Source organism: Superficieibacter sp. HKU1 (genome assembly GCF_029319185.1).
GTDB lineage: Bacteria > Pseudomonadota > Gammaproteobacteria > Enterobacterales > Enterobacteriaceae > Superficieibacter.
In genome coordinates this window covers 4365796-4381137 of the sequence record NZ_CP119754.1, presented here as the reverse complement: position 1 = coordinate 4381137, position 15342 = coordinate 4365796, and the positions used below count along the sequence as shown (strand labels likewise).

Below are 15342 nucleotides of genomic sequence, written 5' to 3'. Positions count from 1 at the left end.
TATAAGATTTATTTAAGTTCCGGTAACTCGTTTTTTGACGTCTGCATATCATCGAGCGGCTGTGCGGCGGACGGCGGCTGGATATTCAGCGTTTTCAACAATAAACCCGTCCGGGCGCTAATACGGTAGGTATTAAACATCTCGGTAAACTGTAGCTCAACGTAGCGCCGCTGGGCGGTAAAAACTTCGTTTTCACTGTCCAGCATATCCAGCAGGGTACGATCGCCGAGGCTAAACTGTTCCTGATAAGCCGTACGCACGGTCATACTGCGATCCGCATACTCTTTGGCGATCGGCACCTGTTTCTCGGCGTTTTGCAGGGCGTTCCACGACAGACGCAGCTCTTCATTCAACTGGCGCAGGGCGTTATTGCGGACATCCTCTGCCTCTTTCATTTTATAGGCGTAGGAGGTGAGGGTGGCCTTATCGCTGCCGCCGTTATACAGGTTGTAGCGCATCCGCACCATCGCCTGCCACTCCTGGTCATGGCCGCGCGTGCCGTCGATGTTGTCATTCATTGTCCTGCCGACTTCCATGTTCACATCAGGATAAAAGCGTGATTTCTGGGCTTCATACTGCTGATGGGTCGCCTCGACGTCTGCTGCTGCCTGTTTTAACAGCGGGCTGTTTTCCAGCATGTCGCGTTTTGCTTCTTCCAGCGACGCGGGCACCGGGAACTTCATCGGCATGGTCAGATTGTCGGGTTCATTTCCGGTAACGCTTTGATAATTGGCCTTTGCATCTTCCAGATTGGTCTGCTCGGTCAACAGGTTGTTTCGCGCCTGCGCCAGACGGGCCTCTGCCTGCTCATAATCGGCCTGACGGCCAACGCCCTGCTCGGTACGCAGCCGGATCTGATCGAACACGCGTTCATGATTTTTCAGGTTCTCTTCTGCCAGAGCGACCATTTTCTGCCGCATCAGCACGCCAATATACGTTTGCACGGCGGTCAGCGCGGTAGTTTCGCTGGTATTCAGCACCGTCCAGGCACGTGAGTTTACCGTCGCTTTCTGGCGGGCAACCTCGCTGGTGGTGGCAAAACCGTTAAACAGGTTCTGGGTCAGCGTAATGCTGGATTCACTGCGGTTCAGATCGCGCTGATGATCGCCTGACGCGCGCGTGGTGGCGTTATCCGTCTGCTCCCAGCCGGTGCCAGCCTGTACATCCAGCGACGGCAGATAACCACCCTTCGCCGAACGCAGATCCTGATCCGCTGAGTAACGGCTATTGGACGATGAACTGACTTCCGGGTGCCAGGCCAGCGTATCTTTAATTGCTTTTTCGAGCGTCGTGGCATGTGCCGCGCTCAGCGTCAGCAGCGAAAGGGATAGCCCTGATAATAATTGGCTGCGATATTTCATAGGTCGTCCTTTGCTAACGATCATTTCCCTGAGCAGAGGCTTTTGTCCGTCAGAGATGATGTCTTCAGATAATTAACTTTTCATTCCCCGTTCTGATAAAACAGGGAGGATTTATGCCCAGGCTCCTGCATGAATGCCGTTATCCTCTCCGGGCCGGTGGGATAACGACGGATACGTTTAACCGTGCAGTTCTTCCGGTTTCGCGATCAGGTTTTCGACCAGCGACTCGTCGACAGCATGATAGCTTTCGGCGGGGGTAGCATCAGGCACCGCTGGCGTATTGGCTTCCACACCCGCACTGTGATCTGTCGCTGGCCCCGGCTCGATCGTCGGGATCAGGCTGGTGAGATCTTTGCCGTCATCCGCATCGCTGACGACATCGCTGAGCTGGATCGGACCGTCCGTTGTCAGGATCGAGGCGACACCGTGATCGGCTTCAGCGTGATCGACTGTCGCCGTCTGAGCATGCTCTGGTGTAGTGGCGCGATCGTCCTGACTGTCATCCAGTAGATTGCTGAGCGAGGTATCCTCTGGCGTCGCAGGACGAGTATCCGCTTCAGTGACCGTGGCGCTGCCCGGCTCCTGACTCAGATGCAGTTCGCTATCATCAATAAGTCCGGCGGTCTGGTGATCTTCATCAGGCGTTACTGTCTCGTGTTGCGTGACTTCGTGACTGTCACTTTGCGTGTCCGCCTGGCGGCTGTGATCGTCCGTTTGCTCGTGGGCATCAGTATGATCGTGTGACGTATCAGCACTGTCTTCATGCGACATTATCAACGTATGGGCGGTCGCATCACTATGATGCTCATCGGCGGTCACTGCCGAATCGCTGTTATCATAATGGGTGCCGTTTTCACCATTTATGGTGAATTCAGTTTGATGATGATCGGCTACGGTAGAGTCAACGCCCAGCGTGATATCGCCCAGCTTGCTCTGGCCCTCCGGCAAATCCACCGTCAACTGACCATCAAACGTCGAACCGTTCAGCGTCAGGGTATAGACGCCCTGATCCCAGCTCACCGCACTATGATTACCGGTAAATGTTGCGCCTTCCGGAATACCTGTGAGGGTAATCTGGGTGAGATGGGCATCCGTAATATCGCTGGCCAACGCCAGATGAATATCCACGGTAATATGCTGAACCGTGGTGGTGGTCACCGTCGTCGTCGTGGTCCCCGACGACGAGGTTGTACCGTTGCCAAAAATCACGCCTTCAATATGGTTGGCGTTTTCATACAGCCCTTTACCGGTCGTTTTATCGGTAATTTTCAGGCCGTCATAAGTATTATTCTGCGAACTGGCATTATTATTCGAGCTATAGCTAACGTTGTAATTCTCGCTATTTCCCGACACAAAAATATAGTCTTTTCCGGCATCGCCCTGCGCAACGCCGCCATTACCGGTAATGCCCTTCAGATCCCGGAACTGCGCCTGGCCCGGCTGCCAGTCACCCTGCTGGTAATAGCCGCCAGTATGACCGCTGACGACGAAAATATCGCTATAGCCTTTGGCAGCGTCATCCGTGTTCGCATTACTGGACTGATCGTAATATTTAATCTGCGAAGCATTATCGTGCGCTGGCACGCTATCGCCCGCGATTTTGCCATCCGGACTGGTCGGAGTTAGCCATACCCGAACGTTTGAGCCGATGGCAACAATCTTGCCATCCTGAATATCGAACCCGTTGGGATCCTTGCTGCCACCATTGATATGGATGACTTCACTACCCGTTTGTACCGTATTTTGGGCAACGTCGACTTTGACGTCGAGATCGGTGTGGGAGTCGGCGTCTGCGTCGGCGTCTGCGTCTGCGTCGGCATCGGCATCGGCATCAGCGTCTGCGTCGGCATCGGCGTCTGCGTCGGCATCCGTATCGGAATCAGCGTCAGAGTCGGCGTCTGCGTCGGCATCAGCGTCTGCGTCTGCGTCGGCATCAGCGTCGGCGTCTGCATCTGCGTCGGCATCGGCATCGGCATCGGCATCGGCATCGGCATCCGCGTCTGCGTCGGCATCAGCGTCTGCGTCGGCATCAGCGTCAGAGTCTGCATCTGCATCTGCATCAGAGTCGGCGTCTGCATCAGCGTCTGCGTCTGCGTCTGCGTCGGCATCCGCATCAGCGTCTGCATCCGCATCGGAATCAGCATCTGCATCTGCGTCGGCATCAGCGTCTGCGTCGGCATCAGCGTCTGCGTCGGCATCCGCATCAGCATCAGCATCGGAATCAGCGTCAGAGTCGGCGTCGGCATCAGCGTCTGAGTCTGCATCGGCGTCTGCGTCGGCATCAGCATCTGAGTCTGCATCTGCATCAGCGTCAGCATCGGCGTCTGCGTCGGCGTCGGCGTCTGCGTCGGCGTCTGCGTCGGCATCAGCGTCTGCGTCGGCATCAGCGTCAGCGTCTGCGTCTGCGTCGGCGTCTGCATCTGAGTCGGCGTCGGCATCCGCATCAGCGTCTGCGTCGGCATCAGCATCCGCGTCTGCGTCGGCATCAGCGTCTGCATCTGCGTCAGAATCAGAGTCTGCATCTGCATCTGCATCAGCGTCAGCATCGGCGTCTGCGTCGGCGTCTGCGTCGGCATCAGCGTCTGCGTCGGCATCAGCGTCTGCGTCGGCATCAGCGTCTGCGTCTGCGTCTGCGTCGGCGTCTGCATCTGAGTCGGCGTCGGCGTCGGCATCCGCATCCGCATCAGCGTCTGCATCTGCGTCAGAATCAGAGTCTGCATCTGCATCTGCATCAGCGTCAGCATCTGCATCAGAGTCGGCGTCTGCATCAGAGTCGGCGTCTGCATCCGCGTCTGCGTCGGCGTCTGCATCTGAGTCGGCGTCGGCATCTGAGTCGGCGTCGGCATCGGCATCCGCATCCGAGTCTGCATCAGCATCAGCATCAGCATCGGCGTCAGCATCGGCATCGGCATCCGCGTCCGCATCTGCGTCCGCATCGGCGTCTGCGTCGGCGTCTGCATCTGAATCGGCGTCAGCATCGGCATCGGCATCCGCGTCCGCATCTGCGTCGGCATCAGCATCAGAGTCGGCGTCTGCATCAGAGTCGGCATCCGCGTCCGCATCCGCATCTGAGTCTGCATCGGCATCAGCATCAGCGTCCGCATCTGCGTCAGAATCAGAGTCTGCATCTGCATCTGCGTCAGAATCAGAGTCTGCATCTGCGTCCGCATCAGCATCAGAGTCGGCGTCGGCATCAGCATCAGCGTCCGCATCGGCGTCTGCGTCGGCATCAGCATCAGAGTCGGCGTCTGCATCCGCGTCCGCATCCGCATCTGAGTCTGCATCGGCATCTGAGTCGGCGTCTGCGTCGGCATCAGCATCTGAGTCTGCATCTGCATCAGCGTCTGCATCTGAGTCCGCATCCGCATCCGCATCTGCATCCGTATCAGCGTCTGCATCGGCATCAGCATCAGAGTCGGCGTCTGCATCTGCGTCAGAATCGGAGTCTGCATCTGCATCCGCATCAGCGTCTGCATCGGCATCCGCGTCCGCATCTGAGTCAGCATCGGCATCAGCGTCAGCATCGGCGTCGGCGTCGGCGTCGGCGTCCGCATCGGCATCAGCATCAGCGTCCGCATCCGCATCCGCATCTGAGTCTGCATCGGCATCAGCGTCGGCATCCGCATCAGCGTCTGCGTCGGCATCAGCGTCCGCATCAGAGTCTGCATCTGCATCGGCATCAGCATCCGCATCCGCATCTGAGTCTGCATCGGCATCAGCATCCGCATCCGCATCTGAGTCTGCATCGGCATCAGCGTCAGCATCGGCGTCCGCATCTGCATCTGCATCTGCGTCAGAATCGGAGTCTGCATCTGCATCTGCATCTGCATCTGCATCTGCATCCGCATCAGCGTCGGCGTCTGCGTCTGCATCGGCGTCGGCATCAGAGTCGGCATCCGCATCCGCATCCGCATCGGAATCAGCGTCAGAGTCTGCGTCGGCATCAGCATCCGCATCGGCATCAGCGTCTGCGTCGGCATCGGCATCGGCATCAGCGTCTGAATCGGCATCTGCGTCTGCGTCTGCATCTGAATCGGCATCAGCGTCAGCATCGGCATCCGCGTCCGCATCAGCATCGGCATCTGCGTCAGAATCAGAGTCTGCATCCGCATCCGCATCCGCATCCGCATCTGAGTCTGCATCGGCGTCTGCGTCGGCATCCGCATCAGCGTCCGCATCCGCGTCCGCATCGGCATCAGCGTCTGCGTCTGCGTCTGCATCTGAATCGGCATCAGAGTCTGCATCTGCGTCGGCATCAGCGTCCGCATCTGAGTCTGCATCGGCATCAGCGTCGGCATCCGCATCCGCATCAGCGTCCGCATCGGCGTCTGCGTCGGCATCCGCATCCGCGTCCGCATCAGCATCGGCATCAGCGTCTGCGTCGGCATCGGCATCGGCATCAGCATCCGCATCAGCGTCCGCATCGGCGTCTGCGTCGGCATCAGCGTCCGCATCTGAGTCGGCATCGGCATCGGCGTCTGCATCAGAGTCGGCATCGGCATCGGCGTCGGCGTCTGCATCAGAGTCGGCATCGGCGTCCGCATCCGCATCTGCGTCAGAATCAGAGTCTGCATCTGCATCTGCATCTGCATCTGCATCTGCGTCGGCATCAGCATCAGAGTCGGCGTCTGCATCAGAGTCGGCGTCTGAGTCGGCATCCGCGTCCGCATCCGCATCTGAGTCTGCATCGGCATCAGCGTCGGCATCAGCATCAGCGTCCGCATCTGAGTCTGCATCGGCATCGGCGTCGGCGTCTGCATCAGAGTCGGCATCGGCATCGGCATCAGAGTCGGCATCTGCATCAGAGTCGGCATCAGCATCAGAGTCGGCATCTGCATCTGCGTCAGAATCAGAGTCTGCATCGGCATCGGCATCAGCATCCGCATCCGCATCTCCATCATCCGTATCCAGCAGCGTTAGCTCTTCTGGCGGCGTACCATCAGGAAAATCAAGGCCGACGGTGGGGTAACCGGCAGTGGGATCGACGATCTCAGCAGTGAGATCGAGGACAACATGCGTATGGGAACCGCCGCCGCTTCCGCCGGTGATGGGGGTATTGTTATCTGTTTGTGGACCTGCGGCAGGGGCTTCGAGCGTTTGTGTCGGGTCCTGACCGTCGGCAATGGCTTGCTGGAGAGCCGCAATGTCTGTTTGCTGATCGGTGACAGAGTGGGTGGAAACGGCTTGACCATTCCAGGTGGTGTCGCGGCCGAGATCGAGGGTTTTACCTCCGTCCAGAGTAATGCTGACGGCTCCAGATACGCCTGTCTGTACCTGTTCACCCTCAACAAGGCGATCGCCTTCGACCAGTAAACGTTTGCTCCCGTCAGGAGCGATCGCGAATACTTGTCCGATTACGGATTTGATGATCCCCGCCACGCTACTCATCTCACTTTCCCCTATAACTTGCCGTTCACCAATCATTCCGTTTGGTTTTTGAGCATACAATACCAAAAGGTCACTAATTAAGCATGGCTAATATCTTACGTTATTCAAAAAAAGTAACACTTCTATAACTGATTTTTTTTGATTCAAGTAAAGTTTTGCTTAAGTTGTTAACCGGGTGGGGAAAAATAAGAGGGATTGATTGAAGGTATTGTAAATTTCTGTTAGCAGGCTAAGGAAAAGCTTATGCAGCATAAGCTTTTTTAACCTGTTTACGATAATGAGAATGTAGTAGTGCTAAATTAACCCTTCATCTTCATCGGCGATCAAGCCTTCCAGACCGCTTAATGTTCGACGCGCCTGCGCCCGGTTAACGAGTTTTACTTGTGCGGCTGGCGGCAGGTCGGTAATGCTGATGATGCCTTTACTCATCAGCACTTCGATCAGGTCTTCCAGTACACGGACCATCTCAAGATCGCTTTGCTGCAACTGTAATAACGTTGCCGCTCTGGCTTCCTGCTTTTTGTACCACTGACCGAGTTCGGAAGTGAGGTCGGCGCTCTGCTCCGTCATCCCGATAAAAGGCTCATCCTCAACCCGGATGACACGACCCTCGGTATCGCGCTCGATATAGTGCATGGTTAATCTCCTTGATTAGCGGGTTAAGGTGCTGGCATCGGCAAAGTAGCGGCCCATGGCACCATAAAGCCCCATTTTCTCCAGCACGGTGAGTTCGCCCTCAGTCTCAACCCGCTCGGCAATCAGCGGCAGGTTAATTTGACGGGTGGCCCAATAAATAGCTTCAATAAAAAGTTTCTTATCCGCTTCGGTATCAATATTACGGATATAGCTGCCGTCCACTTTGATCCACGCCAGTCCCCATTGCGGCAGGTTACCGACGAGGTGAAAGCGTCCACCAAAGTGCTGGAGACCCAGGCGACAGCCGGTCTCGCGCAGCTTCTTCATCAGGATGTTGACGCGCTCGGGATCCGGCAGTTCGTTCTCATCCAGTTCGAGCGTCAGGCGAGCGGCGAGATGCGGTGCCTGTTTGAGAGGGTGTAGCAGGGCGTTCAGGCTCGCATCGTCCGCCACGCTTTCACCGCTGATGCTCAGCGCCAGATAATCGTCGTTTTTCTCCATTACGCGCAGCGTCTGCTTCAGCATAACCAGATCCATACGGCGGCCCAGCGCCAGACGGTGGATCCACGGCATAAACCGGCCTGCTGCGATCATCTCGCCATCCGGCATTTTAATGCGGGCGAGGATCTTGTGATGGATAGCAATGCGCTGATGGTTGCACTCATAAACCGGCTGGGCAAACAGTTCGAACGACTCGTTTTGCAGGACCGACGTCAGACGTGTATGCCAGACATGGTGATCGTCTTCCGGCTCCGCGTCGGCTGTCGCCAGCGAATTGCCATTGTGGGTGGCGAAGTAACGCATCTCAGTCTCGGCCATCGCCAGTACCTGATCGGCCTGAGAAAGCACAACCTGCGGGGTATTGCCATAGTGAAAAGGCACATGGGCAAAATGCGCAACGGGCGTGACATCGCTCAGTCCGGTTTCATGCAGCGCCTTAAGCTGAGTGCTAAGCATGTTGACCAGCGTCTCCATCTCCTGCGGCAATATGCCCGGCACGATAAGGGCGAATTCACCGCCCCGCACGCGGGCCAGCAGGCTGCCCGCGTGGAAAAAACGCTGCTGGATCTCCATCAGAAGGTGGGCGATAGCCTGCAGGAGTTCATCGGTCCTGGCTCCGCCAGTCCGCTGGTTGAGACCTGCCAGATCCTGAACGCGCAGCAGGATCAGGTGCCCGGAGGCTTTCTCCTCATCGCTCAACCGTGACTGTAAGTGGATGTCAAAGGCCCGGCGGTTGCTGACGCCAGTGAGCGGATCGTGGTACGCCTCCTGGCGCAGGGTCTCCGTGCGCTGGGCCTGCTCGCGGAAAAGCGCCTGAAGCTGAGTGACCATCATGTTCATGGCGTCAACCACCCGACGCAGCTCGGGCGTTTTGGGCAGTGCAGATAAGTTGAGAAACTCCCGGCGGCTGATGGCAATCGCCTGTCCGACAATGTAGTTCAGCGGACGCAGGCGGCGACGCAATAACAGGATCATGCCCAGTACACACAGTGTGCTACAGCCGATCAGCCACAGAAAGCTGGCGATGGTGCTGTTCCACAGGCGGGCCAGCGCAAACATCGGGTGGCTGACCACTTCAACGCGTGCCGCCTGGGTCCAGCCACGCATCACAATGGCGTCACCCATTCCCGGATTCAGCGCCACCAGCTTCACAAACCACTGGGGTACGCTGGCGCTCTGCGGGGTGTCGCTGCGCTCGATAATCGCTTTGCCGGTTTTAACGTCGATGACCCGGATACTGTAGAAGTAGCCGCTGTCAAAAATAGAATTGACCATCAGTTCGGTCATAGTCGGATCGTCGATATGCGTAGTTAACGACAATCCCAGCGCGGTGGCAGCGTCCTGCGCATGTGCGCTGAGCTGGTTACGATATTGATCGCGCGAACTCTCCAGCGTCACTACAAAGTTGCCGCAGAAAAGAATAAACGTAAACAGACATATACCAATTAGTAGCTGTTTATAAAGTGACATGGCTACTTCCTATTCATTAAGTTCAAATCCTTCTGCACGCATTCTGGTGAGAAGATCCTGCCAGCGGGAAAGACGTTTGCTGTCACCTACACGTTTATTTCCGCCAGCCTGCGGAAGCCATAATCCTTCACCGTTAAAGGCATATACGGGAAGCAGATCGGTTCGCTGAGTGGCGGGTAAAATAGCCGTTTTCAGGTTATCAAGCACAAGCGGGATCGCATCCGGTGTGGAATACCAGGTGACGACCATATGCGCCTGATTTAGCGTTAACGCTTTAACATAAGTAATACGTAGCTGGTTAGCAGGAACCCCCATTTCACGTAATGTGAAATACTTCGCGATCGCGTAGTCCTCGCAATCTCCTGCGCCTTTGCGTAAAAACTCAATGGGTGTGGCCCAATAATCCTGTTGATGCCAGACTACACTATCATCGCGAAAATCCATCCGCGAATTAAAGAACTGATTAACCAGCATTAATTTCTGCTGCACGCTGGCAGGCGGCGGATTTTTTAGCAGCGCGGCCCATTCGTTAATACGCTGCTGCGCCGCCGGAGACGCCGGGCCATAAAGATCGCGGGTGCGAAGCGTAATCGCATTAAAATCCCAGCCCGCACCAAGCCCACACGAAACGATAAGCAGCGTCACTACCCAGAACGATAACCATCGTCGCCGGAAAGGGGCAGGCTGAATACCAACGTGGCATCGGTTCATCGATCTTTTTCTGGGCAGGCGAGTCAGCGAGTATAGTCTGGCTCTGCCGCTTCGTTCAATGTCGGCGAACCGCTGCGGTGATAGTTGTGATACGCCACGTAGCCGGAAAGGTAATGTTCGACATCGTCTATTCTGACGCGATAGCTATGGTGGCGAATAAAAAAACTGCCGACAATGCGCGACGGATTTTTAAAAAACATCGCCAGTTCCGGCCAGAAAAAGCCGTTTGCCAGATAGCGCGCGCGTATTTCCAGAGCCTCATAAAACGCTGTTAACGGAAAACCCTTCAGTAAATGCTTATGCTCTGAATCCGCAAGACGCGTCAGCATTCGCGAGGCCGCCATCATTAATTCCAGCAAGGTGGGATAGGTGGTAATACGGTGGCGTACGAAATCCAGATGATCGCGCACGTTATCCAGGCCGAACTGGTAATAGCGTTCCAGAGGACGATAAAGTGTCAGTTCATTAATGCAGTAGCTCAGCCAGTGATCGTGCGCCTGCCAGTGCTTCTGCTCAATAAAATAATCAACTGCCCGCTCTACCATCGCCAGCCAGCGAGGTTCCCGGGTCAATCCGTACAGGCGCATTAAGGCAAAGGCCGCTTCGCCGTCGTAATAAATAATCCGGTGTTCCGCTTTGACAGACAGGTCGGCAGCATGCAGGACGTGGACAAAACCGCCGGTCTGCGGATTTTGCATCGCGGCAATGCCGTTTGCCAGCCGGTGCATCTGCGCCAGAAAACGCGTGTCGCCGGTCAAGTCGGTATACTTGGTCATCGCCAGAATCGTCACCGCATTGCCACCCAGCTTGATTTCATCGCCGGTATCCACCAGAAAATCTGCTTCACTACCGTCCGGCAGGGTAAAGGTTTTAATTAAGCGGGTAGAGAGATCGTCCAGCGCCCGGATGATGGCGGCAAGATGCGCGGGATTGCGCGTTTCTTCCCAGCCTTCCAGCAGCGCATACGTCGAACTGGCGTGGCGCAACGTGTTGTAGGTGGGAATGGGGCGATCGAAGCAGGGAAACCAGCCGTAATCATAACATCCTGATTTTTTTACCTGACGCGCCAGATAGTCGGTGCTGCTGTGGATCATCTGCTCCAGCGTCTTCTCCTGCCAGTCGGGAAGCTGACGATAACCGGCGTTTTTACCTGCTGATTCAATGGGGTAAGTTTTTGTACCGTCCGTGAATACCGCGCGGGTGGTAAAGCGCCAGAGTAGCTGGTCGGCTTCCTCAGGCCAGTGCAGTTCGTGGTTAAAACGACGACGTGAAAATGAGGCCAGATTAACGGCGTTTGGCGTTGCGACGCCCTCTGTTCCCTGATACATCAGCGCCCCGGCAGCTATTTCCTGCTCGAGAATGGCGTGGGTAAAAGACGGATCAAAACTTAACCCGAAACGAAAGTAATTACGTTTCGTTTTGCTGAGTTTGTTTTGTAACGTCTCCCAACGCAGCGCCTCAATACTATTAACGCAATCCACACGCAGCCAGACAGGCTCGTTTGTCTGCCGTTTTTGCCAACGCTGAAGCGCCTGCGCACCGTTCTGCCAGGCCAAATCAAAGTTCGCACCCCGCGCGATATGTGTATGCGCACGCGCTTTGCCATCGCTGACGCTGAAAAAAATGACGTACGCCGGGTAAGGATCGGGAAGCGCCGCAATGTTCAGTTTTTCAGCGGCTGGGCGAATGCGCGCCAATAAATGACTCAATGACATTTCAACTCCTGGCATTCCGTGCGAGAACCTTTGATTTTGCCGGAAGTTATAACACACATTAATATATTGAAATATGACTGCCCGCAATATTCGGCGATGACAGGCTCTCGCCAGCGCAGAGAGAAACGGTTATTCTGTCAGTAATTATTCACAGCATTTATATATTAAAGTGCGGTGCCGGGACGTGAGTAAAGAGGATTAGCCGTGGGCGAACACGATATATCGGGTAATGCAGAGAGCGTTTCTGCGTTCTGGACAGCCAATGATGTTGTACTGGCGACCTCAGGTACCTGGGTACGTCATCCCCCCGCAGACTGGGCAGCAACCGGAGTTTCAATTTTTGCGCCCGCCATCCTGCCTGGTAATATGGCTATAGTCCGTTCAGCGACGGATAATTGCGGCATGCTGGCAAGCGTGGTTGCCAGAATGGCCACGCCGCCATCCTGCATTATCACTACCGATCCTCAGTCGATTAAAATGGAGCATATTCCGCTTCTTCAGGTCGCTGACGGTACGGAAGCCCTGCTGGCGATGGGCCGCTATGCGCGTAACAAGATGAGCGGCAATGTGATTGGCGTTACCGGTAGCGCGGGCAAAACGACCACGGTGGCTATGCTGGCCGCCGCGCTGTCAGCATGGGGGCCGGTGGGGCAAAGTCGGCTTACGGCTAACCTCCCACGCGGCGTGGCCTGGAACCTGGCGTCTATTCCGTGGGATACGCCAAATGTGGTCATCGAGATGGCCATTGGCCGCATGGGCGTCAGCTCGCGCATGGCGCGGCCAAAAGTAGCGATCTTCACGAATATTCAGCCAGCGCATCTTGGAGAAAAACACACGTTGCGGGATGTGGCCTTAACCAAGAGCGCCATATTCCAGGGCATGACGGCAGGTGATATCGCCATTCTGAACCGCGATATGGCGGAGTGGGAAACGGTCCTTGAGAAGGCATTAAGCCGCAAGCTTAGGGTGCTAACCTACGGCTATCATCCTGAGAGCGACAGCCGGTTACTTCATTATAATGCTGCGGGAAATCAGGTGGCGGCACAGATTAACGGACAAACGTTAAACTATTCATTGTCGGCAGCCGGACAGCATATGGCTATAAATAGCCTTGCAGCGCTCACCGCCGTCGCGGCACTGAATTATCCTCTGGAACCCGCGATTGAAAAAATAATCTCTTTTATGCCGCTGGCCGGACGGGGAAGGGAAGTTACAGCTGAAGTTAGCGGTTGTGTTTTCACCATAATTGATGATGCCTATAATGCCAATCCCGGTTCAATGCAGGCCGCGCTGGAGAACCTGAGTGAAAAGCCGCTGGCAGGCCGCAGGATAGCGATACTGGATGAGATGGCGGATTTGGGCACGGACGCAGTGAGTTATCATACCGGGCTTGCGGAGAAGGTTAATCGCAGTAATATCGATCGTGTTTATCTTATCGGCGAACATTACGCGGAATGCTGGCAGGCGCTGGATGAAAATAAAAAAGGACGCTTTTTTTCGACTGTCGATGAAATAAAAGCGGAGTTATTAACTCTGATCCAGCCGGGTGATACCGTATTGTTTAAAGGTTCGCACAGCGCGAATACGCATCAATTAGTGGAATGGATGATGGCGAGAAATGAGAAACGCTGACTAATAATAAACCGGACGTATAGTCCGGTTTATTATGACGATTATTGTTTTGCGAAACCCGAAAACTCCTGCTTTGCTTTCTCAAGCTGTTGCTGGAACTGCGGATTGGAGTGAAGTGTCGCCACAATCGCGGAACCGACAATACGTGCCGCATCAACATCACTTTGCCAGTGATAACCGCAGATCACCCGGCTCTGCCCTAACTCATAACCGCGCTTCAAAATCTTGTCCTGATCGGGCGGATTAATTTCTGTCAGCACCAGCGCCGTTGCCCAGCCAATCGACGTATGTCCGGAGGGATAAGAGCCGTTCGTCGATAATTTTTCCTGATCTTTGGTATTACAGGTCGGGACGCCATAAAAGGCGAACGGTCTGATGCGCATATATTTTTCTTTCGCGCCACGGGTCGCCAAATCGCCCGCATCTTCAATCATATTAGTTAATAGCTTATAGATCTCCGGTGAGTCTTTTTGGGTAATAGGATGCCCAAACGCTTCCGAAAACGCGTTAGCAACGCCGCCAGCAGCAAGATCGGCATCCGCCGCTGCCTGCTTTCCGCGCTCGGTATTACGCAGCAGACGGCCTTTTTCATACATCGCCTGATCGTTCAGAAACTGAATACTGCCCGCTTCCGGCGGCGGCGGTAAAAGTGCCAGGCTATTAATCGCCTGATCGTTTTTCAGATAATATAAGTCAGGTTTGGTGGTAGCATCGTCGCCCGGTGAGGATAATGCGAAAACGTTAAAAGATAATAACGAAAGTCCCAGTGGTAATAATAATTTTTTCATAATAGCCCTTTGCATTTTGTCGTTTTATCAGCTGGTCTAGTGTAGCTTTTTTGGCAAAATGAGCTGTGACTATGGTCTCAATTGAAACAAAACTGTAACAATTAAAAAGATAGTTAACTCATTATTCCATAACGATGAAATGCGAAATTAACCATCGCAAACCAGGTTTGTACTGGAGAATAACCTTAACAGGCGATTTCTAATGCGCTCAGCGCCGCCAGCAGCGAATCTACCTTGGGGAGTAATTGTTTGCGGCGCGGCCAGACCACGGACAGCGGCAGTCCGTCGGGTTGCTGCTCCGGCAGAATAATTTCCAGCATCCCGCGTGAAAGCGGCTCACGAATCAGCCACGATGGCATCTGCGCTACGCCGAGGCCAGCACAGAGCGCCTGCACCTGCGCATCCACGTCTCCCAGCGCCATACAATACGGAACCGTGCGCCAGTGGGGGTGACCATCTGCGGTTGTAAACAGCCACGGTTTAGTGCTGCCATCGGCACGCTCATAGAGGATGGCCCGATGCTGCAATAACTCACTTTCACTGGTCGGGCGGCCAGTACGATCAAGATACTCAGGGGTCGCGCAAAAGACCATGCGCTCGCGGCCCATTTGTCGGCTACCCAGCGACGCAGGCAGATCCGCCGGGCCGCCTATCCGCACGGCCACATCAATCCCTTCGTCAAACAGATCGATAAAGCGATCGGAGAACGTCACGCTGAGTTCAACGTCAGGATGCTGCTGGCAAAAAGGAATGAGTAACGGCATCACCCCCAGACGTCCGTAAGTGCTGGGAACGGCTAACCGCAACCTTCCTGATGGAATGGTGCGCTGGGCTTTCAGGATCGCTTCCGCTTCTGCAAGTTCGTCCATAATACGCAGGCACGTCTGGTAATACGCTTTTCCCGCATCGGTCAGTTTCAACGTCCGTGTTGTCCGCTCCAGCAGGCGCGATCCCAGCCTGTCTTCCAGACGCGCAACGCTTTTACTGACGGCCGAACTGGTGAGATACAAGCGCTCTGCCGCAGCCGTAAAGCTTCCACTCTCAACGCTCACCACAAAAGGAACGATATCTTTTAGCCGCTGGTCACGCATCATTAATGAACTCAGGTTGAAAATGTCATGAATTTATAGACGAGATAAG

The 15342-nt window shown here is 55.1% G+C and carries 11 protein-coding genes; 2 read left to right on the top strand and 9 right to left on the bottom strand.

Annotated features, from left to right (window positions below; genetic code table 11):
- Positions 1-8 precede the first annotated feature (8 nt).
- The 3 genes from P0H77_RS20880 to P0H77_RS20870 all read right to left on the bottom strand — a co-directional run bounded on the left by P0H77_RS20880 (position 9) and on the right by P0H77_RS20870 (position 6262).
- Positions 9-1361 carry a TolC family outer membrane protein gene (locus P0H77_RS20880; protein WP_276159085.1) on the bottom strand — a complete coding sequence of 451 codons (1353 nt, stop codon included), beginning with the start codon at positions 1359-1361 and terminating at the stop codon, positions 9-11.
- Between the two features lie 177 nt (positions 1362-1538).
- Entirely contained in the window at positions 1539-2945 is a 1407-nt protein-coding gene (locus P0H77_RS20875) for a hypothetical protein (protein ID WP_276159084.1), read from the bottom strand.
- Between the two features lie 38 nt (positions 2946-2983).
- On the bottom strand, positions 2984-6262 hold the full coding sequence (locus P0H77_RS20870) for a hypothetical protein (RefSeq protein ID WP_276159083.1): 3279 nt from the start codon (positions 6260-6262) through the stop codon (positions 2984-2986).
- A 112-nt stretch (positions 6263-6374) separates the two neighbouring features.
- On the opposite strand from P0H77_RS20870, the gene P0H77_RS20865 reads away from it, so the two are divergent.
- On the top strand, positions 6375-6674 hold the full coding sequence (locus tag P0H77_RS20865; RefSeq protein ID WP_276159082.1) for a hypothetical protein: 300 nt from the start codon (positions 6375-6377) through the stop codon (positions 6672-6674).
- A 369-nt stretch (positions 6675-7043) separates the two neighbouring features.
- Here the strand turns inward: P0H77_RS20865 and P0H77_RS20860 are convergent, their stop codons facing one another.
- Genes P0H77_RS20860 through P0H77_RS20845 form a run of 4 tightly spaced genes read right to left on the bottom strand, consistent with a single transcriptional unit; the run spans position 7044 to position 11782 of the window.
- Positions 7044-7385: a tryptophan synthase subunit beta gene (locus tag P0H77_RS20860; protein ID WP_276159081.1), complete on the bottom strand. Its 342-nt coding sequence runs from the start codon at positions 7383-7385 to the stop codon at positions 7044-7046.
- Positions 7386-7400: 15 nt separating this feature from the next.
- Positions 7401-9356 (bottom strand): cyclic di-GMP receptor LapD, encoded by a 1956-nt coding sequence (gene lapD / locus P0H77_RS20855; RefSeq protein WP_276159080.1) that lies wholly within the window; start codon positions 9354-9356, stop codon positions 7401-7403.
- Between the two features lie 9 nt (positions 9357-9365).
- Complete coding sequence (gene lapG, locus P0H77_RS20850) at positions 9366-10067, bottom strand: cysteine protease LapG (RefSeq protein WP_276159079.1); 702 nt, start codon at positions 10065-10067, stop codon at positions 9366-9368.
- 23 nt (positions 10068-10090) lie between these two features.
- Positions 10091-11782 (bottom strand): Mur ligase, encoded by a 1692-nt coding sequence (locus P0H77_RS20845; protein ID WP_276159078.1) that lies wholly within the window; start codon positions 11780-11782, stop codon positions 10091-10093.
- A gap of 204 nt (positions 11783-11986) precedes the next feature.
- Between P0H77_RS20845 and murF the strand changes: the two genes are divergently transcribed.
- A complete protein-coding gene (gene murF / locus P0H77_RS20840; RefSeq protein ID WP_276159077.1) occupies positions 11987-13414 on the top strand; it encodes a UDP-N-acetylmuramoyl-tripeptide--D-alanyl-D-alanine ligase in 1428 nt (475 codons plus the stop codon).
- 41 nt (positions 13415-13455) lie between these two features.
- Here murF and phoC read toward each other — a convergent pair whose 3' ends face one another.
- Together phoC and P0H77_RS20830 are read right to left on the bottom strand one after the other, a co-directional pair.
- Positions 13456-14202, bottom strand: a complete 747-nt coding sequence (phoC, locus tag P0H77_RS20835; RefSeq protein ID WP_276159076.1) for an acid phosphatase PhoC — start codon at positions 14200-14202, stop codon at positions 13456-13458.
- Positions 14203-14387: 185 nt separating this feature from the next.
- Positions 14388-15293 carry a LysR family transcriptional regulator gene (locus tag P0H77_RS20830; RefSeq protein WP_276165189.1) on the bottom strand — a complete coding sequence of 302 codons (906 nt, stop codon included), beginning with the start codon at positions 15291-15293 and terminating at the stop codon, positions 14388-14390.
- Between the last annotated feature and the right edge of the window lie 49 nt (positions 15294-15342).